This window comes from Armatimonadota bacterium, from assembly GCA_031460175.1.
Taxonomy (GTDB): Bacteria; Sysuimicrobiota; Sysuimicrobiia; order Sysuimicrobiales; family Sysuimicrobiaceae; genus Sysuimicrobium; species Sysuimicrobium tengchongense.
This window is the reverse complement of record JAVKGW010000006.1, coordinates 42,807-67,276: the sequence shown is the minus strand read 5'-3', so window position 1 is coordinate 67,276 and position 24,470 is coordinate 42,807. Positions and strand designations below refer to the sequence as shown.

23 protein-coding genes and 1 tRNA gene are annotated in these 24,470 nt (G+C 69.0%); 2 read left to right on the top strand and 22 right to left on the bottom strand.

Annotated elements, in window-relative coordinates:
- The first annotated feature begins 1 nt into the window (after position 1).
- Positions 2-1,936 carry an HD domain-containing phosphohydrolase gene (locus QN206_09150; GenBank protein ID MDR7614971.1) on the top strand — a complete coding sequence of 645 codons (1,935 nt, stop codon included), beginning with the start codon at positions 2-4 and terminating at the stop codon, positions 1,934-1,936.
- Here the strand turns inward: QN206_09150 and QN206_09145 are convergent.
- From QN206_09145 to metG, 3 genes are read right to left on the bottom strand one after another with little or no spacing between them, the layout of a single operon-like run.
- Positions 1,899-2,969, bottom strand: a complete 1,071-nt coding sequence (locus QN206_09145; protein MDR7614970.1) for a M48 family metalloprotease — start codon at positions 2,967-2,969, stop codon at positions 1,899-1,901. The genes QN206_09150 and QN206_09145 overlap by 38 nt on opposite strands.
- The gene (locus QN206_09140) at positions 2,954-3,709 is read right to left on the bottom strand and encodes a TatD family hydrolase (protein MDR7614969.1); all 756 of its coding nucleotides are present in this window, start codon (positions 3,707-3,709) and stop codon (positions 2,954-2,956) included. The genes QN206_09145 and QN206_09140 overlap by 16 nt, the downstream gene beginning before the upstream one ends.
- Positions 3,706-5,673: a methionine--tRNA ligase gene (gene metG / locus QN206_09135; GenBank protein MDR7614968.1), complete on the bottom strand. Its 1,968-nt coding sequence runs from the start codon at positions 5,671-5,673 to the stop codon at positions 3,706-3,708. The genes QN206_09140 and metG overlap by 4 nt, the downstream gene beginning before the upstream one ends.
- 390 nt (positions 5,674-6,063) lie before the next feature.
- Here metG and QN206_09130 point away from each other — a divergent pair, with 390 nt between their 5' ends.
- The gene (locus QN206_09130; protein MDR7614967.1) at positions 6,064-6,477 is read left to right on the top strand and encodes a hypothetical protein; all 414 of its coding nucleotides are present in this window, start codon (positions 6,064-6,066) and stop codon (positions 6,475-6,477) included.
- A gap of 1 nt (position 6,478) precedes the next feature.
- Here QN206_09130 and QN206_09125 read toward each other — a convergent pair whose 3' ends face one another.
- The 19 genes from QN206_09125 to QN206_09035 form a co-directional block, all read right to left on the bottom strand.
- Complete coding sequence (locus QN206_09125; protein MDR7614966.1) at positions 6,479-7,339, bottom strand: thiamine pyrophosphate-dependent enzyme; 861 nt, start codon at positions 7,337-7,339, stop codon at positions 6,479-6,481.
- Positions 7,320-9,209 carry a 2-oxoacid:acceptor oxidoreductase subunit alpha gene (locus QN206_09120; protein ID MDR7614965.1) on the bottom strand — a complete coding sequence of 630 codons (1,890 nt, stop codon included), beginning with the start codon at positions 9,207-9,209 and terminating at the stop codon, positions 7,320-7,322. Before QN206_09120 ends, QN206_09125 begins: the two co-directional genes overlap by 20 nt.
- A gap of 148 nt (positions 9,210-9,357) precedes the next feature.
- Entirely contained in the window at positions 9,358-10,539 is a 1,182-nt protein-coding gene (gene odhB, locus QN206_09115) for a 2-oxoglutarate dehydrogenase complex dihydrolipoyllysine-residue succinyltransferase (protein ID MDR7614964.1), read from the bottom strand.
- Positions 10,540-10,542: 3 nt separating this feature from the next.
- On the bottom strand, positions 10,543-13,272 hold the full coding sequence (locus tag QN206_09110; protein ID MDR7614963.1) for a 2-oxoglutarate dehydrogenase E1 component: 2,730 nt from the start codon (positions 13,270-13,272) through the stop codon (positions 10,543-10,545).
- Between the two features lie 41 nt (positions 13,273-13,313).
- Positions 13,314-13,664 (bottom strand): 4a-hydroxytetrahydrobiopterin dehydratase, encoded by a 351-nt coding sequence (locus QN206_09105; protein MDR7614962.1) that lies wholly within the window; start codon positions 13,662-13,664, stop codon positions 13,314-13,316.
- 100 nt (positions 13,665-13,764) lie between these two features.
- Positions 13,765-13,849, bottom strand: a tRNA-Leu gene (locus tag QN206_09100).
- 27 nt (positions 13,850-13,876) lie between these two features.
- Entirely contained in the window at positions 13,877-14,095 is a 219-nt protein-coding gene (gene secG / locus QN206_09095; GenBank protein MDR7614961.1) for a preprotein translocase subunit SecG, read from the bottom strand.
- 41 nt (positions 14,096-14,136) lie between these two features.
- Positions 14,137-14,919 carry a triose-phosphate isomerase gene (tpiA, locus tag QN206_09090; GenBank protein ID MDR7614960.1) on the bottom strand — a complete coding sequence of 261 codons (783 nt, stop codon included), beginning with the start codon at positions 14,917-14,919 and terminating at the stop codon, positions 14,137-14,139.
- On the bottom strand, positions 14,916-16,097 hold the full coding sequence (locus QN206_09085) for a phosphoglycerate kinase (protein ID MDR7614959.1): 1,182 nt from the start codon (positions 16,095-16,097) through the stop codon (positions 14,916-14,918). The genes tpiA and QN206_09085 overlap by 4 nt, the downstream gene beginning before the upstream one ends.
- A complete protein-coding gene (gene gap, locus QN206_09080) occupies positions 16,097-17,107 on the bottom strand; it encodes a type I glyceraldehyde-3-phosphate dehydrogenase (protein MDR7614958.1) in 1,011 nt (336 codons plus the stop codon). Before gap ends, QN206_09085 begins: the two co-directional genes overlap by 1 nt.
- 12 nt (positions 17,108-17,119) lie before the next feature.
- Entirely contained in the window at positions 17,120-17,536 is a 417-nt protein-coding gene (locus QN206_09075; protein ID MDR7614957.1) for a small basic family protein, read from the bottom strand.
- Positions 17,533-18,270 (bottom strand): DUF881 domain-containing protein, encoded by a 738-nt coding sequence (locus QN206_09070; GenBank protein MDR7614956.1) that lies wholly within the window; start codon positions 18,268-18,270, stop codon positions 17,533-17,535. Before QN206_09070 ends, QN206_09075 begins: the two co-directional genes overlap by 4 nt.
- A gap of 45 nt (positions 18,271-18,315) precedes the next feature.
- Positions 18,316-18,951 (bottom strand): V-type ATP synthase subunit D, encoded by a 636-nt coding sequence (locus QN206_09065; protein ID MDR7614955.1) that lies wholly within the window; start codon positions 18,949-18,951, stop codon positions 18,316-18,318.
- A 47-nt stretch (positions 18,952-18,998) separates the two neighbouring features.
- Positions 18,999-20,414, bottom strand: coding sequence for a V-type ATP synthase subunit B (locus QN206_09060; GenBank protein ID MDR7614954.1), 1,416 nt, complete (start codon positions 20,412-20,414; stop codon positions 18,999-19,001).
- 12 nt (positions 20,415-20,426) lie between these two features.
- Positions 20,427-22,175 (bottom strand): V-type ATP synthase subunit A, encoded by a 1,749-nt coding sequence (locus QN206_09055; GenBank protein MDR7614953.1) that lies wholly within the window; start codon positions 22,173-22,175, stop codon positions 20,427-20,429.
- Between the two features lie 18 nt (positions 22,176-22,193).
- The gene (locus QN206_09050; protein MDR7614952.1) at positions 22,194-22,514 is read right to left on the bottom strand and encodes a V-type ATP synthase subunit F; all 321 of its coding nucleotides are present in this window, start codon (positions 22,512-22,514) and stop codon (positions 22,194-22,196) included.
- A 7-nt stretch (positions 22,515-22,521) separates the two neighbouring features.
- Positions 22,522-23,550 carry a V-type ATPase subunit gene (locus QN206_09045; GenBank protein MDR7614951.1) on the bottom strand — a complete coding sequence of 343 codons (1,029 nt, stop codon included), beginning with the start codon at positions 23,548-23,550 and terminating at the stop codon, positions 22,522-22,524.
- A gap of 6 nt (positions 23,551-23,556) precedes the next feature.
- Positions 23,557-24,138, bottom strand: a complete 582-nt coding sequence (locus tag QN206_09040) for a V-type ATP synthase subunit E family protein (GenBank protein ID MDR7614950.1) — start codon at positions 24,136-24,138, stop codon at positions 23,557-23,559.
- 3 nt (positions 24,139-24,141) lie between these two features.
- On the bottom strand, positions 24,142-24,468 hold the full coding sequence (locus tag QN206_09035) for a F0F1 ATP synthase subunit C (protein MDR7614949.1): 327 nt from the start codon (positions 24,466-24,468) through the stop codon (positions 24,142-24,144).
- Between the last annotated feature and the right edge of the window lie 2 nt (positions 24,469-24,470).

The following is a 24,470-nucleotide window of genomic DNA, read 5'->3' as shown; positions in this document are numbered from 1 at the left end:
CATGTCGGAGGCGCAATCCTCGCAGCTCCTGCGGGTCCTCTGCGTGGAGGACGTGGAGGACGATGCGGTGCTGCTCGCGCGGCTCCTCCAGCGCAGCGGATGGACGGTACGGTGGCACCGGGTGGACTCCGCGGCAAGCCTCGCCGAGGCCTTACGCGCAGAGGCCTGGGACGTGGTGCTGTGCGACTACCGGATGCCCGGTTTCAACGCCCACGAGGCCCTGCGGATCGTGCGGGCGCACGATCCGGATCTTCCCTTCCTCGTGGTGAGCGGGACCGTGGGCGAGGAGCTGGCGGTGGAGATGATGCGGGCCGGGGCCAACGACTACGTGATGAAAGACAACCTCACCCGGCTCCCCGCGGCCATAGCCCGGGAGCTGCGGGAGGCGGAGGTCCGGCGGGCCCGGCGGCAGGCGGAAGCGCAGGCCCGGCTCCTGTGGCAGGCGGTGGAGCAGGGATCGAGTCTGGTCCTGGTGATGGATCCCGAACGGCGCGTGACCTACGTGAACCGGCGATGGACAGAGGTCACAGGGATTCCGGCGGAAGAGGTCCTGGGAAGGCCCGTAGAGGAGATCGGACTCCTCATCTCCCTCCCGGACGAGCTGCGTCGGGAGATCCGGAAGGCGGTGGAATCCGGCAAGGGCTGGCGGGGAGAGGTGCAGGTGCGGAGGAAGGATGGGAGTCCCGCGTGGGTCATGCTGGCCATCTCCGCCCTTTGGGACGAGACGGGCCAAACCTTCCGATTCGTCTGCGTGGCGGAGGACGTCACCCCGCTCGTCGAGGCGGAGGAACGGGAGCGCCGGCTGCGGGAGCGGCTGGAGCGACAGGTGCACCGACTCCAAGCCCTACGCCTGGTGGACACCGCCATCACCGGCAGCTTTGATCTGCGGATCACCCTCAACGTGATCCTGGATCAGCTCACCATCCACCTCGGCGTGGAGGCCGCCGCGGTGCTGCTGCTGGACCCCGGTACCGCTTCCTTCCGGGCCGTGGTCGCCCGGGGGCTGCGGCGGGACCTGGTGACCCAGGGGGTGCGGATCGGCGAGGGGCTGGTGGGCCGGGTGGTCCTGGGCCGAGAGCGCTTGCACGTCCCCAACCTCTCGGAAGTGCCCGGGAGCCGGGAAGCCCGGCTCGTGGCGGAAGGGTTCCGGGCCTACTGCGCGCTGCCGCTTACGATCAAAGGCCAGGTCCTGGGCGTGCTGGAAACCCTCTCGCGCAAAGACTTCCCGGACGATCCCGAGTGGTGGGAGTTCCTGGAAGCCCTGGCAGGCCAGGCCGCGGTGGCCATCGACAACGGCACCCTGCTCGAGAACCTGCAACGGGCCAACCTGGAGCTGCAGAGGGCCTACGATGCCACCCTGGAAGGATGGTCCCGGGCCATGGACCTGCGGGATCGGGAGACGGAGGGGCACACCCAGCGGGTGGCGGAGCTCACGGTGGCCCTGGCCCGGGCCATGGGGGTTGCGGAATCCGAGATCGTGCACATCCGGCGCGGGGCCCTGCTGCACGACATCGGCAAGATCGGGGTCCCGGACGAGATCCTGCGCAAGCCCGGCCCCCTCACGGAAGAGGAGTGGGCGATCATGCGTCTGCATCCCGTGTACGCCTATCGGTGGCTCGCGGGCATCGAATTCCTCCGCCCCGCCCTCGACATCCCGTACGCTCACCACGAGCGGTGGGATGGCACCGGATACCCGCGGGGGCTGCGGGGAGAGGAGATCCCGCTTTCGGCCCGCATCTTCGCGGTGGTGGACGTCTACGACGCCCTCACCTCCGAGCGTCCCTACCGGCCCGCCTGGTCCAGAGAGAAGGCCCTGCAGTACATCCGGGAGCAGGCGGGGAAGCAGTTCGATCCGGCCGTGGTGGAGGCGTTCCTGCGCTTGATGGAGGAAGAGCCCTTCACCCTCCCAGAGCCCGGCGCCGCCGGTCCTCCGTGATCACCCGCCGGAGGGCCGCGGCGTAATCCTGGGCGATCTCCCGTCGGGGCCGGTCCAAAAGCCGTGCGTCCTGGTCCGTGATCACCACGATGGGAACGCCTCCGATCCGCACCGACCACTCGTCCAGGATCCCGACCGCCTCCACCTCCAGGGGAGAAGGATCCTCGTTGAAGGCCCGATCCAGCCGGGCTGCCACCTCCTCCGCCCGCGCCTTCCCGCCCGCAAGACGCATGACCACCTCCCCGTTCACCATCACCTCGCCCACGGACCCATCCCCCCCGATGGTGACCCGCAGGAATCCCGCGGAGACCCGGCGATGCAGGGGAATTCCCCGGCGGGCCAGCTCCTCCTGCACCGCCCGGATGCGTTCCTCCCAGGTCGGGTGCGTGCGGAAGGCCCCGGGATCGGGGTTCGCGGATAGACTCTCCTCCCGAGCAAGCCGCTCCAGCAGGGTAAGCACGCCCACGGGATGCCAGGGGGTGCGCTGCACATACCCGACCGCGGCCACATCCGCCTCCCGCTCCAGGTCCCGCGAGAAGGCGCTCAGGATCCCCCCGCCCAACAGCTGCGCGCCCGTAGCCAATCTGGGATCCCGCACCAGCACCGCCACCAGCATCACGAGGAGGTTGGTGCGCAGCGCCTCCTGGGCCATGCGACGGTGATGCCGCCGCGCCACATGCGCCGCCTCATGGGCCAGCAGGCCCGCGAGCTCGTGGTCCGTGCGCACGAGCTGCAGCATGGCGCTCGTGACGTACACGAATCCGCCCGGCAGGGCCACCGCATTGGGGAACCGATGCTCCACCACCCGGAAGGTCCAGGGAAGCTGCGGCCGCTCTGTTTGAGCCGACACCGCCTTCCCGATCCGCTCCACCCGACCCGCCACCGCGGGATCCGTCACCACCCGCAGGGCCCGCTCCACCTGCTGGGCGGCCCGGCGGCCCTGCTCCACCTCCGATCGGTCCTCCGCGGTCTGCGAGATCCCGGGGACCGCGAGGAGCAGCACGCTCAGAAGGACGGCTACAGACCGAAGCATCTCCGTGCGTTGCGCTCTACGAGGGATGCCACCGTTTCGGTTCCCTGCGCCCGGGCCGCGGCCAAGGCTTCCACGATGCGGGGGAGAAACGCGGGCTCGTTGCGCTTGCTCCGATCCGGGTGCGGGGCGAGGTACGGCGCATCGGTCTCCACCAAAAGCAGCCCATCCGGGATCCAACGCACCGCCTCCCGGACTCCCTGCGCGTTCGGGTACGTGACCACCCCACCCACCCCCATCCAGTATCCCCTCCGGGCGCACGTCAGGGCGTGTTCAGGAGGCCCCGTGAACATATGCATCACCACCCGCCAAGCGCCTTCCTCCTCGAGGATGCGCAGGATGTCCGCGTGGGCCTCGCGGTTGTGGATCACGAGGGGCTTTCGGAGCGCATTCGCCAGGTGTGCGTGGCGGCGCAGGTTCTCCTGCTGGACCTCCCGCGGACACCGATCCCGCCCGTAGTCGAGGCCGCACTCGCCGATGGCCACCACTTTCGGGTGTTGTGCCAGCTCCGCGATGGCCGCGAAGTCCCCGGGACGGGCCTGGTGGGCGTGGTTGGGATGAATCCCCACCGCCGCGTACACCGCAGGATAGCGCTCCGCGAGCGCCACGGCCCGGCGACTGCTCGCAAGATCCACCCCCATGGTGATCAGGATCCGGACCCCGGCCCGGAGCGAGCGCTCCACCACCGCATCCCGGTCCGCGTCGAACCGCGGATCGTCCAGGTGGAGGTGGGTATCGATCACGTCACCCGGGCTCCCGGCGGAAGGTCCCGATCCAGGGTCACGAGGACGATCCGCCCCTCCCACTCCGCGGCGAGCAGCATGCCCTGCGACTCCACGCCCCGCACCCGGCGCGGCTCGAGGTTCGCGACCACCACGATGGTCTTTCCCACCAGCTCTTCCGGTGTGTAGTGGGGCAATAGACCCGTGACGATGGTGCGCACCTCACCGCCCAGATCCACCTTCGCCCGAATGAGCTTGTCCGTACCGGGCACCCGCTCGGCCTCCAGCACCTTGGCCACCCGCAGATCCAGCTTCCGGAACTCCTCGATGGAGACGGTCTCCGGCATCTTCTCCTCCTCCGCTGCCGGGATCTGGAGGCGGGTCTCGATGCGGGGAAAGATGGGAGGACCGGGCCGAACTCTGGTCCCGGGCCGAAGCCACCGCCAGGTGCGGGCGTCCTCCACCCGTAGCCCCGTTCCCCGGTAGGGGCCTCCCCGTGCCCGGATCTCCCTCGCCCGCTGCTCGAACTGGGGGTATCCCAACTGCGACCAGACCTTCAGGGTGGCGGAGGGCATCACGGGCTCCAGGAGCACCGTGGCCACCCGCAGGGCTTCCAGGGCGTTGCGGAGGACCGTGGCCGCCCGTTCCCTTCGCCCTGCCCGGTACAGGCTCCAGGGCGCCTCCTGGTCCAGGTAGCGATTCGCGGCGGCCAGGAGCTGCCAGACGGCTCCCAGGGCCCGCGGGAAATCGTACCGGTGTACGTGCTCCAGCACTGCATTCACTAGATCCTGTGCACTCTGTCGCAGGGCCGCGTCCGCCCCCTCCTCCGCGCCCGCTTCCGGGATCACCCCTTCGCAGCAGCGCTCCACGAGGGGCAGGGTTCGGTTGAGGAGATTCCCGTAGTCGTTGGCGAGGTCCGCGTTGAACCGGTGCGCCAGCTGCGCGCGGCTGAAGTCTCCGTCCTCCCCGAAGGGGATCTCCCGAAGGAGGAAGTAGCGCAGGGCATCCACGCACACCTCCACTTCCGCCCCGCTCTGCGCCGCCAGTTCCCGGGCCACCGCCACGGGGTCGATGACGTTGCCCAGGGTTTTGCTGATCTTCTGGCCCTCGACGGTGAGGAACCCGTGCACCAGTACCTGCCGCGGGACCTCCACCCCGGCGCTCAGCAGCATGGCCGGCCAGAGGAGAGAGTGGAACCGGTTGATGTCCTTCCCGATGAGGTGGTGGGCGGGCCACCAGGTCCGGAAGCGCGCTTCATCCTGGGCAAACCCGATGGCGCTGAGATAGTTGGTGAGGGCATCGAACCACACATAGATCACGTGGGAAGGATCGTCCGGCACGGGGATCCCCCACCGGAGCTTCTCCACCGGCCGGGAGACGGAGATGTCCTCGAGGGTCTCGATGAGGTTCTGCATCTCCGCGGCCCGGGAAGGCGGCACCACGAAATCGGGCCGCTCCTCGAACAGGCGGCGCAGCTCGGTGCGGTAGCGGGAGAGCCGGAAGAAGTAGTTCTCCTCCTCGATCACCTGGGGCTCGATGAGGTGGCGGGGACAGCGGCCGTCCTCGAGCTCGCTCAGGGTCACGAAGGCCTCGCACTGCACGCAGTACAGGGCCCGGTAGTGCTTCTTGTAGAGGTCCCCCCGGGCGGCCACCCGACGCCAGAGCTCGTGCACCGCGGGCCAGTGGCGGACGCGATCCGTGGTGCGGATGAAGTCGTCGTTGGAGAGGTTCAGGGCCGCGCACAGGGCCCGGAACTGAGCCGCATTCTCGTCCACGAACGCCTGGACCTCCCGGCCTGCCTCCGCGGCCGCGGAGGCGATCTTCTGGCCATGCTCGTCCGTCCCCGTGAGAAAGTAGACCTCCTCGCCCATCAGCCGGTGGTAACGGGCGAGCACGTCTGCCAGAATTTTCTCGTACGCGTGCCCGATGTGGGGGCTCGCGTTCACGTAGTCGATGGCGGTGGTGATGTAGAACCGACCCGACACGTCCCTCACCTCCTCAAAAGCGAGCGGCCCTTCCGTCCGGGACGGAAGGGCCCTTCCGCGGTACCACCCCGCTTCCGCCGGTTGTCTCGACCGGCGGCGCTCTCCTGGCGATCACGGGCCAGCCCGGCGCAGACTACTGGCGGCCTTTGCCGCGTTCGTCCCGCGGCTCCGGAGCCATGTTCCGCACGGCCCGGGCACCGGCTTGCACCGCCCCGGCTCGCTCAAACCCTCCGGCCGCGCCTACTCCCGCTCCCTCCTCGCCCCGTGGCGCCCAGCATAGGCATCCGCGGCTTTCCTGTCAAGCCAGCTTCCCTCACAGGAGATGGGACTTGTGCTCGTGGGATTTCTGGGGAACGCTAGTAGAGAAACACGGAGCCGGAGGTGGGGACCATGGCCGACGTCGTCCAGCGGGTGGAGTACCAGTACGTGGTGATCCCCGACCGGCCCGGGGAGGGGGTGCGGGTGCTGGGAGCCCTCCAGCAGGCGGGGGTGAACCTGCGGGCCGTCCTCGGCTTCCCCCTGGGGGACGGGAATTCCCAGCTCGACCTCGTGGCGGAGGATCCGGAGGCTCTCCGCCGGGCCGCGGCCGCGGCAGGGTTCCAGCTGAGTGCCCCGAAGCACGCCTTCCTCATCCAGGGTGACGACCGGGTGGGGGCCGCCGCGGAGCACATGCGGAAGCTGGCGGAGGCGGGGGTAAACGTCACCGCCATGGCCGCGGTCTCCGGGGGCCAGGGTCGCTACGGCCTCATCCTCTGGGTGAAGCCCGAGGACTACGACCGGGCCGCGCGGGCGCTGGGCGCTTGATCTACCGGAAAGTCGCCAGGATCGGCTCCACGTCCACGTCCGCCAACTCCCCCTCCCAGACGGGGAGGCGCCGGGCCTCCGCGCGCGGGCGCGGGTTCCGGTAGATCACCCCGAGGGGGATCTTGCCGCGGCGGGCGAAGTCCCGCACGAGCCGCCAGGCCGCGTCCCGGTCCGAGGGATCGTGGTCTGGGGGAACGGGCTCCACGTGCTCCCGGAACCACTCGTACGTGTTGAACTTGTTGTATGTAACGCAGGGGGAGAAGTCGTTGATGAAGGCGAACCCCGGATGCTGGAAGGCCTCCACGATCATCCGGGCCGTGTGCTTCACATCCCCGCTGAAGGACTGGGCCACGAAGGTGGCCTCGCTCGCCAGGGCCAGGAGCACGGGGTCCACCATGGGGGGATGTTCCTCGCTCCAGACCTCCACGCTCTTCCCGAGCCCTGCGGTAGGAGAATCCTGCCCTTTCGTGAGGCCGTACACCCCGTTGTTCATCACGAGCAACACCATGTCCGGATCCCGCCGGCAGGTGTGCACGAAGTTCTCCACCCCGATGGCGAAGGTGTCCCCGTCTCCTGCGAGGCAGATCACCTGGAGGTGCGGGTTCGCCATCTTGATGCCGAGGGCGTAGGCCAAGGGCCCTCCGTGGGTTCCGTGGAAGGCGTTGCCGTTCAGGTAGTTGCGGATGTTCCCGCTGCAGCCGATCCCCCCCACGAGCACGAGCTCATGCGGCGTGATCTCCAGCTCCACCAGGGCCTGCTTGAGGGCGGCCAGCACGCCGAAGTCCCCGCATCCCGGGCACCACTGGATGCGATGCTTGGGGACCGCGTTCTCCTCCCAGACCTTAATGGCCTTCGGCTCCATCTCCGCCTACCTCCACCTTCACCGGCTCCGGGCTCCCGATCCGCACCACCGCCCCCTCTTGGCGGAGCGCCCTCTGCACCGCATCCGCCACTTCCGTGGGATAGAGGGGAATCCCGTTGTACTTCAGCACCCGCCGGGTCCGGATCAGGAGCTCCCGCTGCAACAGATCCGCGAACTGCCCGCTGTAGTTCTGCTCCACCACCACCACGGGCCCCGCGTCCGCAAAGAGGGGCTCCACCAGGTGTTTGGGCAGGGGGTAGATGTGGGTGAAGTGCACCAGGGCCACGGGGATCCCCCGCCGGAGGAGGATCTCCCGGGCCTCCTGGAGCACGGGGCGCGTGTTCCCCCAGCCCACCATCACGGGATTCCCGCGGGTCTCCCCGAAGACATAGGGGGGCTTTGCGTCCTCCCGGAGGTAGGTCTCCAGCTTCCGCATGCGCTTGTCCATCTGGGCGGCGCGCTTGCGCGGGTCAATGGTGACGAACCCGAACTCGTCGTGCTCCACCCCCGAGGACTTGAAGACGACGCCCGGGGTGCCGGGCAGGACTCGGGGCGAGATCCCGGAGGGCGTCACCTCGTACCGACGGTAGGGACGTCCTCGCACCTCCTCCTCCCGCAGGATCCCGTGCCGCCGGATGGGCGGACGCTGGGCGAACAGGTCCTCGGGCACCGTCTTCCGTCCCTCCGAGAGGTTCAGGTCCGTGAGGAAGAAGACCGGGCACTGGTACTTGTCCGCCAGTTCGCAGGCTTCCAGCATCAGAGTGTAGCACTCCTCCACCGTGGAGGGGGCCAGCACGATCCGGGGGATGTCCCCGTGGGCACCCCCGGTGACCAGGTTCAGGTCTCCCTGCTCGGGCCGGGTGGGCATGCCCGTGGACGGCCCTGCCCTCTGCGCGTCCACGATGATCACGGGCGTCTCCGTGGCCCCGATCACCCCGAACTCCTCCACCTTCAGGGAGATGCCGGGTCCCGAACTCCCCACCATCGCCCGGACTCCCGCCAGGGAGGCGCCGATGGCGGCCCGGATGGACTCCCGCTCGTTCTGTCCCTGCAGGACGCGTCCTCCATACCGGGGGAGCCACCGCTCCATGAACTCCAGGATGCCGCTTGCGGGTGTGATGGGATAGCCCGCGTAGAACCGCACGCCTCCCTGGATGGCCCCGATCCCCAGGCAGTCGTTGCCGGAGATGTACACCGCCCGGCGCCCGCGCGGCCTCGGCTCCAGCCGCACCTCCAGGGTATAGCCCTGCTCCGCCAGCACCCGCTCCACCGCCTCGCGGCCCCGCTGGGCCGCCCGCAGGTTGAGCTCCACCACATCCCGCCCCTTCCGTCCGAACCGTTCCTCGAGGAGCTGGCGCAGGTGGGTGAAGTCCCCATCGAAGCCCAGCAGCCGGAACAGGGCGCCCGTCATGATGATGTTCTTCACGATCTCTCGCTTGAGCTCCGTCAGGGCGATCTTGCGGGCGGGGACGGGGAAGACCTTCACCCCCCGCGCCCTGAGGGACTCCGTGGGGATCTCCCCCGTGGAAGAGTCGTACAGGAGGATCCCCCCGTCCCGCAGGTTCGGGCCGTGTCGCAACACCGTGTCCCGGTTCGGCTGCTCGGGGGCGTCCGGGTTGCTGTCGTATTCCAGGGCCACCAGAACGTCGTAGACGGGGTCTCCGTACGAGAGAGGAGGTTGGTCCGCGACCAGGATGGGATCGTACTGGTGGGCGCCGTAGATGGTGGAAGCGTACCCCCGTTCCATGGCGACGGCGAACAGGCCTGCACGGGTGAAGATGCGGCCGAGGATCTCCGTGACCGTGGACACACCGTCCCGCAGCTGGACCCCCCCCACGAGGACCTTCACCCGGTTCGCCCGCCCACTCATGGTCCCTCCGCACCTCGTTTGTGCTTTCGCCGCGGACGCCGAACGCGCACCGCACCCGCGCTGAACCAAGCGTAGCACGGGTTTGCGGCCTCGAAAAATCAAATGCCGCTATTCCACGAATCGAACGGATCTATCCGGGAGGATCCTCTCAGAGGGACGCGAGGAGCAAGTCCGGATCCTCCACGAGTTCCTTGATCCGGACCAGGAACTGCACGGCCTCCCGGCCGTCCACGAGGCGATGGTCGTAGGTGAGGGCCACGTACATCATGGGACGCACCACCACCTGTCCTGCCCGGACCACGGCTCGCTCCTCGATCCGGTGCAGGCCCAGGATCCCCACCTGGGGGGGGTTGAGGATGGGGGTGCTGAGGAGGGATCCGAATACCCCGCCGTTGGTGATGGTGAAGGTCCCGCCCCGGAGGTCTTCGGGGGTGAGCCGTCCCTGCGCGGCCTTCTCCGCATAGGCCTGGATCTCCCGCTCCACGTCCAGGAGGCTCTTGCGATCCGCGTCTCGTACCACCGGAACCACCAGTCCCTCGGGATCTCCCACCGCTACCCCGATGTCGTAGTAGTACTTCAGAACCATCTCCTCACCCTGGACCTCCGCGTTGAGGCGGGGGAACTCCCGCAATGCCGGAATCACCGCCTTCACGAAGAAAGCGGTGATCCCAAGCCGCAGTCCCCGGGGGGCGAGCCGCTCGTTGAGCCGCCCGCGGAGGGCCAGAAGCTCCGTCATGTCCACCTCGTTGAAGGTGGTGAGCATGGCGGCCTCCCGCTGGGCCTCCACCAGGCGGCGGGCGATGGTACGTCGGCGCGCGGACATCCGGACCCGTTCCTCGCGGCGCTCCGGCGCCCGCGGCCGCTCCACGACGGGAGCCGGCTGTTGGGCGGCGACGGCGGCCTCCACGTCCTCGCGGGTGATGCGGCCTCCCGGACCCGTACCGGAGACCCCGGAGAGATCCAGGCCGTGTTCTGTGGCCAGCTGACGGGCGAGGGGCGTGGCCCGCGGCGTCGGAGCCTCCGGTTCGGGCGGGGACGGAGGAGACTCGGCCACCCGCGGCTGCGGGATCTCCCCCCGGGGAGGCTCGGGAGCGGAGACCGGCTCGATTACCCCGAGCACCTCTCCGGGTCGGACGGTCTCCCCCTCCCGACGCACGATCCGGGCGAGCACCCCTGCCATCTCCGCGCCCACCTCCACGTTCACCTTCTCGGTCTCCAGCTCCACCACCGCCTCGCCCACCTCCACCCGCTCGCCCTCCCGCTTGAGCCATCGGGCCACGGTGGCCTCGAGGACGGACTCCCCCATCTGCGGGACCACAAGCTCCGCCACCCATCACCTCCTTGCCCCGGGGGCATCGTGGACTCCCAGGGCCGCCGCGAGGATCCCCTCCTGCACCACCGCGTGAAGGGCCCTAGACCCCTCCGCAGGACTCGGGCTGGGCGGTCGACCCACGTATCGGAGGGGGCGGCCGCCCAATAGGGACTCCAGGATCGGCCGCAGGAAGCCCCAAGCCCCCATGTTCTGCGGTTCCTCCTGCACCCAATAGATCTCCTCCGCCCCCCTGTACCGCTCCAGGACGGCCGCGAGCTCCTCCTCCGGAGGGGGATAGAGCTGTTCCAGCCGCACGATGGCGACCTCCTGGCCTTTGCGGCCGCTCGTCGCAAGGTCCACGAAGATCTTGCCCGTGCACAGGAGGAGGCGCCGCACCCGTTGGGGATCCGCGCCGTCGTCCATCACCGGTTGCCAGCCGCCCTCGCTGAGGTCCCGGGGGCGGGAGAAGGTGGCGGGGTGACGCAGCAGGCCCTTCGGGGTGAGCACGATGAGGGGAAGGGGATCGGTCTGCAGGAGCAGGGCCTGCCGGCGCAGGAGGTGGAAGTACTGGGCTGCGGTGGTAGGGTAGGCAAGCCGCAGGTTGAGATCCGCGCTCAACGCCAAGAACCGCTCCGGCCGGGCACTGCTGTGGTCGGGCCCCTGCCCCTCGTATCCGTGCGGGAGGAGGAGGACCAGGGAAGACCGCTGTCCCCACTTGGCGCGGGCGGAGACGAGGAATTCGTCTACCACCACCTGGGCGTTGTTCAGGAAGTCCCCGTACTGTGCCTCCCAGAGGACCAGGTGGCCCGGGGCCTGGAGGCTGTACCCGTACTCGAAGGCCAGCACCGCGTTCTCGGAGAGGGGCGTGTTGTGCACCTCGAAGGCCGCCCGTGCCTGCGGCAGCGCCTGCAGGGGGACGTACTCGGCACCGGTCTCGAAATCGTGGAAGACCGCGTGCCGCTGGCCGAAGGTCCCCCGCTCCGTGTCCTGCCCCACGAGGCGGATCGGGATCCCCTCTTCGAGGAGGGAGGCGAACGCCAGCTGCTCCGCACCCGCCCAGTCCACGGTGGGCGCATCCGGGTCCGCCAGTAAGGTCTGTCGGCGCTCCAGGGCCCGCGCCAGTTTGGGGTGCAGGGAGAACCCCTCCGGCACCCGCAGCAACGCCTCGTGCAGCCGCCGGAGACGCTCCAACGGCACCGCGGTCCGCACCCCCCGGGCCGCGCCCGGGGGAGGGGGAGCAGGGATCTCTTCCACGAGGTCCCGCTCGGGCTCCAGGGCGCTCAGCTCTGCCTGCAGGCGCTGCAGGTGCTCCCGGACGAGCTGATCCGGGACGTGCGGTTCCACGACGCCTTGCCCGACCAGCCGGGAAGCCCACTGGACCCGGACGGTGGGATGGCGCTCGATGCGGCGGTACATCGTGGGCTGGGTGAAGCTGGGCTCGTCTCCCTCGTTATGCCCCCACCGGCGGTAACCCACGAGATCGATCACGAAGTCCTTATGAAAGCGCATGCGGTAGGCCACCGCGAGCCGGGCAGCGGCGATGCAGGTCTCCGGGTCGTCCGCGTTCACATGCACCACCGGGATCTCGAATCCCTTGGCGAGGTCGCTCGCGTACGTGGTGCTCCGTCCCTCCCGGGGATCCGTGGTATAGCCCAGCTGGTTGTTCGCGATGAGGTGGATCGTACCGCCCGTGGCGTACCCGGGGACCTGGGCGAGGTTCAGGGTCTCCGCCACAACTCCTTGCCCGCAGAAGGCGGCATCCCCGTGGATGAGGACGGGCAGGACCACGTCCGGATCAAACGCCGGGGCCCCGGCACGGCCCGCACGGGTTCCCGCGGCCCGGGCCATCCCCTCGATCACCGGCGTGATCGCCTCCAGGTGGCTGGGATTGGGCGCCAGGAGGACGGCGGCCCCCGGGGCGATGCGCCGGGCACCCTTGTGGTAGGTCACGTCCCCGGTCCACCCGAGGTCGTCCCGGAAGGCGGAGCCGCGGACCGGATCCTTGAACTCCGCGAGGATCGCGCGGTAGGGCTTCCCCAGGACGTGGGCGAGCACGTTGAGCCGGCCGCGGTGCGCCATCCCCAGGAGAACGGTGCGCACGCCTCCCTGTGCGGCCCGCGCGATCACCTCATCCAGCATGGGCACCAGGATGTCGAGCCCCTCCAGGGAGAAGCGGGTCTTCCCGGGAAAGGCACGGTGCAGGAACCGCTCGAAGGTCTCCACTTCCGTGAGGCGCCGCAGGAGCGCCACCTCATCGAGGGAATCTTGGGGAGGCCGGAACCAGCCGCCCTCCACCGCTTCCCGAAGCCAGACCCGTTCCTCGGCCACCCGCAGGTGTTCGAACTCGTAGCCCGCGGTCCCCGAGTAGATGGCCCGCAGATGCTCAAGGGCCTCCAAGGCATCGCGGGCCCGTCCGGCCACCGGCCCCCCCACGAGGTCGGGGGGGAGGCCCCGGAGGTCCTCTTCCGTGATCCCCCAGAACCCGGGAGTCAGGGAAGGGTCTCCCGGGGGAGGCGTTCCTAGGGGATCCAGACGCGCCGCCAGGTGTCCGTACTCCCGGACGGCCTGCGCGAGGCCGATGGCGCCTACAAGGACCCGGACCTCCAGGGCAGGGAATACCTTGTCCGGGCTGGCCGGAAACCGTTCGAAGAACGCCCGGGTCCGTGCGTCCACGGAGGTCGGATCCCGTCGGTACCGCTCGTAGAGCTCAGCCACATACCCGGCGTTCAACGCCGTGAACTGGTGCCACATCCCCTGCTCCTGTGGCCGGGTCTGTGGGACTTCCGGGGACGTCAGGTCTCCCTCTCCCGGTACGCGGCGTCCGTCTTCGCGGCCATGATGAAGTCGTTGCGGTGTAGCCCCCGGATCTTGTGGGTCCACCAGCTCACGGTGACCCGGCCCCACTCCACCAGGAGGGCAGGGTGGTGTCCCTCCTCCTCCGCGAGCTCCCCCACCCGGTTGGCGAACGCCAGGGCCTCCCGGAAGTCGCGAAACTTAAAGGTGCGCTCCAGCCGCTTCACCCCCTCCCGCTCCACCACGTGCCAATCAGGAACCTGGGGGTGGAGTTCCGCGATCTGCGCGTCCGTGAGAGGGGGCTCATCCCCCCGGCAGGCGGTGCACTTCAGCTCCGCGAGCACGCTCATCCCCATCCCCCCTCCAGAGGTCGGCTCACGTCCCCATTGTACCGTCGCCCGGAGCGGGCGCGGCACACACGGGAGAAGCCACGCCGGATCGGAGGACCATTGGTGCCCGGAGGGGGATTCGAACCCCCACGGGTTTCCCCACACGCCCCTCAAACGTGCGCGTCTGCCAGTTCCGCCATCCGGGCACGCAGTGGGCCAACTTCCATTATAGCCTACCGGACGAAGGCAAGGTAGACGGAGCTCAGGGCGAATAGGACCGAGACGATGGCCGTGGTGCGGGTGAAGAAGGTCTCCCGGGGTTTGGGGCCGTGGAACAACCGGGCGCTCCCGCCGATGGCCCCCAGTCCCTCCCCCTTGGGACCCTGCAGGAGCACAAGCCCCACGGCTAGGGCCGCCAAGAGGAAGTGCAGGATCAGGATCGCGGTGTGCATGGTTCCAAATCCACCCACCATCCTAGCAGATGTTTCCGGCCCTAGAGAAGCCCCTGTCCGGGACGGGGCGAGGACGCCGCCCGCACGATCCCCACGAACTCCGCGGGGTCCAGGCTCGCGCCTCCTACGAGCGCTCCGTCCACCTCCGGTTGGGCCAGGAATTCCGCGGCGTTGCTCGCCCGCACGCTGCCTCCGTACTGAATCCGGATCCACCGGGCAGCCTCCCCGAAACGGCGTTCAAGATACCCCCGGAGGATCCCGATGACCCGGTTCGCCTCCTCCCCCGTGGCCGCATGTCCGGTTCCGATGGCCCACACGGGCTCGTAGGCCAGCACCAGCTTCCCGGCCTCCTCCGATGAGAGGTCCGCCACGGCCTCCGTCACCTGCTCCAGCACCCGGGACTCCGTCTGGCCTGCTTGCCGTTCCTCCAACGTCTCCCCCACGCACAGGATGGGCACGAGTCCCGCGTCGAAGGCCGCCCGCACCTTCCGCCGAACCCGCTCGTCCGTCTCCCCGAACCACCGGCGCCTCTCGGAGTGTCCCACGATCACGTAGGTGCAGCCCAGCTCCGCGAGCATGAGGGGGGAGATCTCGCCCGTGAAGGCGCCCTGTCGCTCCCAGTGTAGGTTCTGAGCGCCCAGCCGCACGGGCGTTCCCGCGAGCAGGCGCCCCACGGTCTCCAGGGCCGTGAAGGGCGGGCAGATGGCCACCTCCACACCTTCCACGGCCGCGAGATCCGGGAGCGCAGCCTTCAGGAACTTGACCGCCTCCTGGCGGGTCTTGTACATCTTCCAGTTCGCGGCGATGAGCGGTGTCCGGCTCATGGGTCCAGGAGAGCGGTGACGCCCGGAAGTTCTCGCCCCTCCAGGAACTCCAGGGAGGCGCCGCCGCCCGTGCTCACATGATCGACCCGGTCCGCGAGTCCGAACCGCTCCAGGGCGGCCGCGGTGTCCCCGCCGCCCACCACGGTGGTCCCCGGGCAGGTGGCCACCGCTTCCGCGACCGCCCGGGTGCCCGCGGCGAAGGGGGAGATTTCGAACACCCCCATGGGCCCGTTCCACACCACGGTACGGGCTTGGCGGATCTCCTCCGCGAAGCGTCGAGCCGTCTGGGGTCCGATGTCCACCCCGATCCACCCTTCGGGGATCTCCTGCACGGGGACCACCTTCACCCGCGCGTCCTCCGAAATCCGGTCCGCCACCACCACATCCGTGGGAAGCAGGAAGGCTACGCGTTCCCGTCGGGCCTCCTCCAGGAGTTCGCGGGCCAGGGAAAGCTTTTCCTCCTCCACGAGGGAGGCACCTGTGGCATACCCTTGCGCGCGGAGGAACGTGTAGGCCATGGCGCCTCCGATGAGGAGCGCATCCGCACGGGCGAGCAGATTCCGGATGACGCCGATTTTGTCCGAGACCTTCTTGCCCCCCAGGACGGCCACGAAGGGCCGCTCCGGGGCTTCCAGGACTTGCCCGAGGTAGCGGAGCTCCTTCTCCAGCAACAACCCGGCCACGGCCGGGAGGTACCGGGCCACCCCCACGGTGGAGGCGTGGGCCCGGTGGGCGGTTCCAAAGGCGTCCAGCACGAATACCTCCGCAAGACCCGCGAGGGACCGGGCGAACTCCGGGTCGTTCGCCTCCTCCTCCGGGTGGAACCGGAGGTTCTCCAGGAGGAGGACGCTGCCGGGTGGCGCGTTCCGGACCGCCTCTTCCACCTCAGGTCCCACGCAGTCCTCCAGCACCCGCACCTCCCGGTCCAGGAGCTCCTTCAACCGCTCCCCCACCGGACGCAGACGCAGGGAGGGAATCGCTTTCCCGCCTGGCCGACCCAGGTGCGAGGCCAGGATCACGGTGGCTCCTTGGTCGAGAAGGTACCGGAGGGTAGGAAGGGACTCCCGGATCCGGCGATCATCCGTGATCCGGCCTTCCTCCAGGGGGACGTTGAAGTCCACCCGCACGAGCACCCGTTTTCCGCGGACCTCGATGTCCCGGACCGTCTTCTTCCGCACTAGATCCCCCGCTCCGCCATGAGCTTCGCCAGATCCGCGCACCGGCAGGCATAGCCCCATTCGTTGTCGTACCAGGACACCACCTTCGCGAGGTTCCCGCCCACCACCAGGGTGTCGGGGGCGCTGAAGATGGAGGAACGGGGGTCTCCCTTGAGATCGCTGCTGACCAGGGGCTCCTCCGTGTAGCCCAAGATCTCCGGCATGCGCTCCTCGCTCCAGCGCTTCATGACCGCGTTGATCTCCTCCCGGGTCACATCCCGTCGCAGCAGGACGGTGAAGTCGATGACGGAGACGGTGCTCGTGGGCACACGGAAGGCCATCCCCGTGAATTTCCCTTGGAGATCGGGGATCACGAGCCCCACGGCGCGGGCCGCGCCGGTCTCGCTGGGCACGATGTTCAGGGCCGCGGCCCGGGCGTCCCGCATCTCCCGGGCGGCCACGTCCAGAAGGCGCTGGGTGTTTGTGTACGCGTGCACGGTGGTGAGGATTCCCTTCTCGATGCCGAACTCCTCGTGCAGCACCCGGGCCACGGGGGCAAGCCCGTTCGTGGTGCAGGAAGCGTTGGAAACGATGCGGTGCCGAGCAGGATCGTAACGGTCCTCGTTCACGCCCAGCACGATGGTGATGTCCTCGTTCTTGGCAGGGGCGGAGATGATCACCCGCCTGGCACCCGCCTCCAGGTGGGCCGCGGCCCGCTTCGCGTCCGTAAACAGTCCCGTGCTCTCCAGGACGAGCTCCACCCCCACCTCCCGCCAGGGGATGGCACCGGGTTCCCGCTCCCGGAAAACCCGGATCTCCCGCCCGTCGATCACCAGGTTCCCGTTGCGGACGGCCACGGTGCCGGGATAGACGCCGTAGTTGGAGTCGTACTTGAAGAGATACGCGTTCATCTCCGCGTCTACGAGGTCGTTGATGGCCACCACTTCCAGCACGTCCGCCGCCCGCTGGAGCATGGCCTTCAGGGCCTGGCGCCCGATCCGCCCGAACCCGTTGATCCCCACGCGAACCATGGTGGTCACCTCCTATCCCGATTCGGGTCGTCGCTCCGGATCTTGAGGAACCCACTGCGGGCCTCCGGGGGTCCAGGGCGGGCCCTCCCGCACGAAGGGCCGCAGCAGATCCCGCCGGATCAGGCTCACGTTCTGCAGGATCCTCATGCTGAACACGATCACGGCCCCCAGGTAGATGTCCACGCCCAGCAGGTCCCCGATGGCTGCCAGGAGGGCGGCGACCGAGGCGTTCACCAGGAACCCGCTGGTGAACACCACCAGATCAAACCGCCCTTCCAGCTGCGCCCGAAACCCTCCCAGGAGGGTGTCCAGGGCCGCCAGGACCGCGATGGCCGTGTACTTCACGAACCCCAGGGGGATCTCCACCCGGAGCGCCAGCCCCAGGAGCACCCCCAGCAGCAGGCCGATCAGCGGAACCCACATCCTCATCGCCCCCCCTCCGCCTCCGGCTTCGCGAACCGGAACTGGAAGCTCCCCCGGTAGGCCGGCAGCTCCAGCTGGTTCACCCGGCGCACCGTCACCGGAAACTCGAAGGCCAGCAACAACCCGAGCGGGCTGTCAGGTGCCCGCAGGGCGCTGAGGAGCCGATCGGGATCTCCGATGGCCGCGATGACGTAGGGGGGGGCGATCCGCTTCGTGTTGCACAGGATGGTGGTGCCCACGCAGCTCAGCCCGGTGGTGGGGGCCACCCGCTCGCCGTTCAGGGCCATCGCCTCCGCCCCCGCCGCCCAGAGGGTCGCCATGATCGCGTGGAGGTCCGTGTAGTGGATGAGGGTGAGGTTCGGGTCGTCTCCGGGCTGGAGGGCGCGGGCGCTGTCCCGCACCTCCACCACCACCCCAGGACCGCGGACCGCCCGGACCCCGCTCAGGGCTTGGAGTTCCACAAGCCGTTGGCGCATGGCCGCCAGCACGGCCCGTTCCCTGGACGCGGCGTCCGCGTAGCGCTCCAGCTGCTTGCGCAGCTGGGCGATCTCCGATTCCAGCCGTTCCCGGTGGCGCGCCTGTTCCTGGAGGAGGAACCCGAGCTCCTCCAGCCGCTGGGAGGGGATCCGGAGTCGCTGCCGGATGGCATACTCTGCCCGCAGCTGCCAGGTGACCAGGAACCCCACGGCCAGCAGGACGACCCCCAGGACGGCTTGGAGACTCCTCCCGGACGCACGCACAACCCTAGTATACGTCCGTCTGTCCTCGTCCCGCAGGAGGTCCGTTCAACCCTGCCTGGATTCCAGCTTCTTCTTGATGCGCTTGAGCCGGAAGACGTCCTCCCGGGCCCGCTGCTCCAGGACGTCGTTGATGTACCGGATCTCGGCCCGGATCCGGGGGATCACCACCTGCTCCAGGGCGTTCACCCGGCGGGTGGTCTTCTTGATCTCCTCCCCGATCTTGCGCAGCCGCAGCTCGGTGCTGGCCACCTCCAGAATGGCGTCCAGGACCCGCTCGAAGGCCTCCGTGCTCTCCAGGGTCCGCATGCTCACCGCGGTGGGGCTGAGTCCCCGCTCCAGGAAGGATCGGCGAATCCGCTGTACCCGGACCTCCGGCACCTTGATGCCCCAGATGTTCCGGATCTCGATGTCCACCAGCACCGGACGCCGCTCCACCAGGGCCGCCGCCTCCAGGGCCTGACGTCCTTCCACCGCCTTTGCCAGGCTCAGGATGATGTACGCCCTCTCGCACGCGGCGTTCAGGCGATCCCGGGCCTCCAGGGCCTGTCGGACCACCTGGAAGAACTCCGCCACCAATGCATCCCGCTTGCGCTTGAGGAGATCCACTCCCTGCAGCGCCACCCGCAGCTGGTTCTTGCGCTGCAGGAGGTTCATCCGGGTAGGGCTTACGAGTTCCGGCATCTCCCACGCTCCTCCCGTTCAGGTCCGGCGCCTCGGAAGGCGCCACGCTACAGCCGTTCCTCCTCCTCCCACAGCTGCCGGATCACTTCTCCGAAGTAGTACTTCTCCACGTGATCCTGCTTCACCCGTTTCAGCTCCTCCCGCGGGAACATGGAGAGGAGCTTCCAGCCCAGGTTGAGTGTCTCCGTGATGGAGCGTTCGGTGTTGCCCTGGTTGAGGAACTCCCGCTCGAAGGCCTCCGCGAACCGCAGGTAGAGGCGGTCCCGCTCCGTGAGGGCCTCCTCCCCGATGATGGCCACCAGGCGCCGCAGGTCCACGCCGTTGGCGTACGCGGAGAAGAGCTGGTCCTTGAGCCCCGCGTGGTCCTCCCGGGTCCGGCCGGGACCGATGCCATCGTTCATCAGCCGCGAGAGGCTCGGCAGCGGGTTGATGGGCGGGTAGATGCCCTGACGATGCAGGGCCCGGCTGAGGACGATCTGGCCCTCCGTGATGTATCCCGTGAGGTCCGGAATGGGGTGCGTGATGTCATCGTCCGGCATGGTGAGGATGGGGATCTGGGTCACGGATCCCTTGCGGCCCTGAATGCGGCCCGCGCGTTCGTAGATGGTGGCAAGGTCCGTGTACATGTACCCGGGGTATCCCCGCCGTCCGGGGATCTCCTCCCGCGCGGCCCCGATCTCCCGGAGGGATTCGCAGTAGTTCGTCATGTCCGTGAGGATCACGAGCACGTGCTTGTCGAGTTCGAAGGCGAGATACTCCGCGGTGGTGAGCGCGAGACGTGGGGTCATGAGGCGCTCGATGGTGGGATCGTCCGCTAGGTTCAGGAACACCACGCTGCGGGCCAGCGCCCCGGTGGCCTCGAACTGCTCGATGAAGAAGGCGGCCTCCCGCTGGGTGATCCCCATGGCCGCGAACACCACCGCGAACTCCTCCTCCTCCCCCAGCACCTTGGCCTGCCGGGCGATCTGGGCCGCCAGCTCGTTGTGCGGCAATCCCGCGCCGGAGAAGATGGGAAGCTTCTGTCCGCGCACCAGGGTGTTGAGACCGTCGATGCTGCTGATCCCCGTCTGGATGAACTCCTGGGGCCGCTGCCGTGCCGCGGGATTGATGGGGGAACCGATGATGGGCAGCCGCTTCTCCGGGATGATGGGAGGCAGCCCGTCGATGGGCTCCCCGCGTCCGTTGAACCGCCGGCCGATGATCTCCGGGCTCACCCCGAACCGGGCCACGTCCTCCCGGAGGCTCACGGAGGTATGGGCAACGTCAAGGCCCGTGGTTTCCTCGAACACCTGGATCACCGCGTGCTGCTCGCTGACCTCGATCACCTGTCCGCCCCGCACGCGGCCGTCCGGGAGATGGATGTTCACGATGGCGCCGTAGGCGAGGTCTCTGGCCCCCTCCACGAACAGGAGAGGCCCAGAGATGTAGGAGATGGACTGGTAGCGTTTCGTGGCCAGCTCCATGGTCTCTCCCTCCTAACCCGCCCGCACCGCGGCCCGCAGGTCCTCCCGGAGCCTGCGGAGGAAGTCCTCCGCGTACGCGGGGAACCGGTCCGCGGGCACCTCCTTCATCCGCGCGATCTCCTGGATGTGTGGGAGGTTCAGGATGTCATCCATGGGCACGCCCCGACGCAAGGCCGCCAGCGCCTCGTCGTAGAAGATCAGGATGGACTTCAGGATCCCATAGGACTTGATGGGGGGACAGTAGGCGTCCACATCCGAGAAGGCGGACTGCTGCAGGAAGTCCTCCCGGAGCATCTTGCCCGCCTCGATCACCAGCCGCTGGTCGTCCTGGAGGGCATCGGGACCCACCAACTGTACGATCTCCTGCAACTCCGCCTCCTGCTGCAGGAGGGCGCTCGCCCGGTTGCGCAGGTCCTCGAAATCCTCCGGAAGGTTCTGCCGGTACCACTCCCGGAAGAGGGGGGTGTAGAGGCTGTAGGACCGCAACCAGTGGATGGCGGGGAAGTGCCGCCGGTGGGCCAGGGAGGCGTCCAGGGACCAGAAGGTCCCCACGATGCGCAGGGTGGCCTGGGTCACGGGCTCCGAGAGGTCCCCGCCGGGCGGGGAGACGGCCCCGATCACCGTGATGGCCCCCCACCGCTCCGGTCGGCCCAGGCACACCACCCGGCCCGCCCGTTCGTAGAAGGCCGCCAGGCGGCTGGAGAGATAGGGCGGGTAGCCCTCCTCCGCGGGCATCTCCTCCAGCCGGCTGGAGATCTCCCGCATGGCCTCGGCCCAGCGGCTCGTGGAGTCCGCCATGAGGGCCACCTTGTATCCCTGGTCCCGCCAGTACTCCGCCATGGTGATGCCCGTGTATACGCTGGCCTCCCGGGCGGCCACGGGCATGTTGCTGGTGTTCGCGATGATGATGGTGCGCTCCATGAGCGGCCGGCCCGTGCGGGGATCCTCCAGCTCCGGGAACTCGTCGAGCACGTGGGTCATCTCGTTGCCCCGCTCCCCGCAGCCCACGTAGATGATCACGTCCGCGTCCGCCCACTTGGCCAGGGTCTGCTGCATCACCGTCTTGCCGCTGCCGAAGGGACCCGGGATGGCCGCGGTCCCCCCCATGGCCACGGGGAACAGGACGTCGATGATGCGCTGCCCGGTCACCAGCGGCTCCCGCGGATCCAGCCGGCGCGCCGCGGGTCGGGCCAGGCGCACGGGCCAGGTCTGCATGAGCCGCAGCTCCAGCCCGCTCTCCAGCCGCGCCACCACCTCCGTCACCGTGAACTCGCCCTCGCGGATCTCCGCCACCCGGGAGGGCTTGGCGTCCGGAGGCACCAGGATCCGGTGCACCAATCCGAACTCCTGGACCTCCCCGATCACGTCTCCCGGCCCCACCTCCTCGCCCACGGAGACCCGGGGGCGGAAGGACCACCGGCGGTTCCGGTCGAGGGCGGGGGCCACCGCACCGCGCCGGATGAAGTCTCCCTGCTGCTGCCGCACCTCGGGGAGAGGGCGTTGGATCCCATCGTAGATGTTGCTCAGCAGTCCCGGCCCCAGCTCCACCGCCAGCGGCAGTCCCGTGCTCTCCACGGGCTCCCCCACGTAGAGGCCGCTGGTGTCCTCGTACACCTGGATGAAGGCGGTGTCCCCGCTGAGACGGATGATCTCCCCCACGAGCCTCTCCTTCCCGACCCGGACGAGGTCGTACATCCGGGCCCCCCGCATGCCCCGGGCGATCACCGCAGGCCCTGCGATCTTGATGATCTCTCCCTGGATGGCCACGGCTCTCCCTCCTCACCGCAGCTTCACGTAGAACCCGATGTGCTCCTTCACCAGGCGCGCGATGTACTCCTCCCCGGACTCCAGCCGGGCCCGGGGAGCCGGGAAGGGGACGATCACGGGGAGGTCTCTGCCCCGCATCGCTCTCCGGATCTCCTCCTGGGCCCCTGCGAACAGGTCCTCGTTCACCGCCACGAGGCCGTAGTCTTCCCGGAGCACCTCTCGGAGAGCGCCCATCACCCCCTCGGGGGTCTCGGCCTCGAAGACCTCCGCCCCGGCCAGCCGGAAGCCCGTGGCGGTCTCCGGGTCCGTGATAACGGCCACCCGATACCGCATCTCCCCCTCACACCAGGGCCATCTCCCGCCGGATCAGCTCCCGGGGAATCCCGAGGGCCTTGCTCCGGGCGATGAGACGCAGGTTTCGGATCTCGCTACTCAGCATGGTGAGGAAGCCGATCACCACGTCAATCCCCAGGGGATCCCCGAGGTAGAGCGTGGCCATGCGACGGGTGGCTTCCTCATCCAGGGACCGCTCCACCTCCCCAGGCGTCCGTCCCTCCGGATGGATCCCCCGTCCATGCAGCTCCCGCAGCCCCAGCTCCGCGGTGTTGGGATCTGCCAGGTTCAGGAACACCTCCCGGCTCACCACACCTCCTCCGGGGAGGAAGAAGCGCTCCCGCTCCTCCCGGGAGAGCTCCGAGAGCTGCTGCAGCTTGAAGGCAGTCTTCACGTTCGTGAAGTCGATCTGCATCCGGATTACGTCCCGGACCAGCGTCTCGTTGTGCCCCATGCCCCGAGCCACGCGGAGGGCCCATTCGAAGTACCCCCGGTCCAGGCCCAGCTCCAGGCTCAGGAGGTCCTTCGTGGCCTCGTACTGCCGGATCGCCGCGAGCACGGCCTCGGCCAGCGGGTGCTCCCAGGTGGCCAGGGTGTTGGCCAGGGCCGTGAGGTCTGGCTGCGCCAGCAGTTCCCGGAGCCGGACCTCCGTGAGTTCCCCCGCGGGGATCAGGTTCTGCTCGGTCGCCTCGGGGGAATGCCCCGCGTGCTTGGCCCGGAGGATGGTGCGCAGATTGTGGAGATCCCACTGCAGCAGGAACACCCGGATCAGGGCTTTGGCCTTCCCATCCGAAAACCCCAGGATCTTCTGGGCGACCTTCTGGAAGGCACGCATCAGCGCTTCGTCCACCGCCCGCAGGCCCTGATACCGGGTAAGGGCCTCCTGGAGCTCGGGTCCGTAGGGCGTGTTGCCCAGGGCATGGATGAAGCTTTCCAGGTCCGCAAGCCCCAACAGCTCCTCCAGGCGGCCGGGTGGGAGCAACCGGGACCGCATCCCCTTGATCCGGGCATTGATGTAACCGAAGTCCTCCGGCACCCTGCCCTACCCTCCCCAGAGGATCTCCGCCACCTCCGACAGCAGCACCTGCCGGGCCCGTTCCAGGCGCGAGAGGAGGGTGTTCTCCACCACGAAGCGGCCATCCGCGCTGCGGACCCGCACACCGCCCCACACCTCCGGATTCGGCTGCACCTCCGCCGCCACGCCCAGGGCCTGCACCGTGGCCTGGACGAGGGGGAGGTCCCGCTCCGCGCACTCCACCACCACCTGGCCCGAAAACCCGGAGACCGCCTCCTGGAGGAGAGCCCGCAGGATCGGCTCGTAGCGGGAGGGATCCCGGCTCAGGCGTTCCAGCTCCTGGCGAGCCCGACGGAAGACCTCCGCGATCTGCTCGTCCTTCGCCGCCAGCACCAGGGACGTGGCCCGCAGCTGCGCCACGCCCTGCGCACGGATGCGGGCCGCCTCCACCTCCGCCTCCATCCTCCGACGGTGGGCCTCCAGAAGGTTTTCGGCCTCTGTTTCCGCCTGCTGGAGGAGGGTCCGCGCCCGCTGACGCGCCTCCTCCAGCAGGCGCTCCCGCTCCGCCTGAGCTTCTCGCTCGAGCAGATGGATGAGCTCGGAGGCCATCGCCTAGATGCGCCCGATGAGGAAGAAGGCCACCAGGAACCCGAGGATGATCATGGTCTCGGGCAGGGCCAGGAACACCAGCATGAGGCCTCCGATCTCCGGGCGCTCGGCCATGGCCCCGGCCGCCGCGGCGCCGATCCGGGACTGAGCCCATGCGGTGCCGAGCGCGCCGAAGGCCACCGCCAGGGCCGCGGCAATGCCCAACAGCCCTGCACGGGCCCCGTCTCCTGCGGGGCGGGCCTCCGGAGCCTCCGCGGCCAGGGCCGGCATGGCCATCATCCCCACCAGGGCGAGACCGAGGAGAAGCCAGAGAACCGCGCGCATGCGCATAC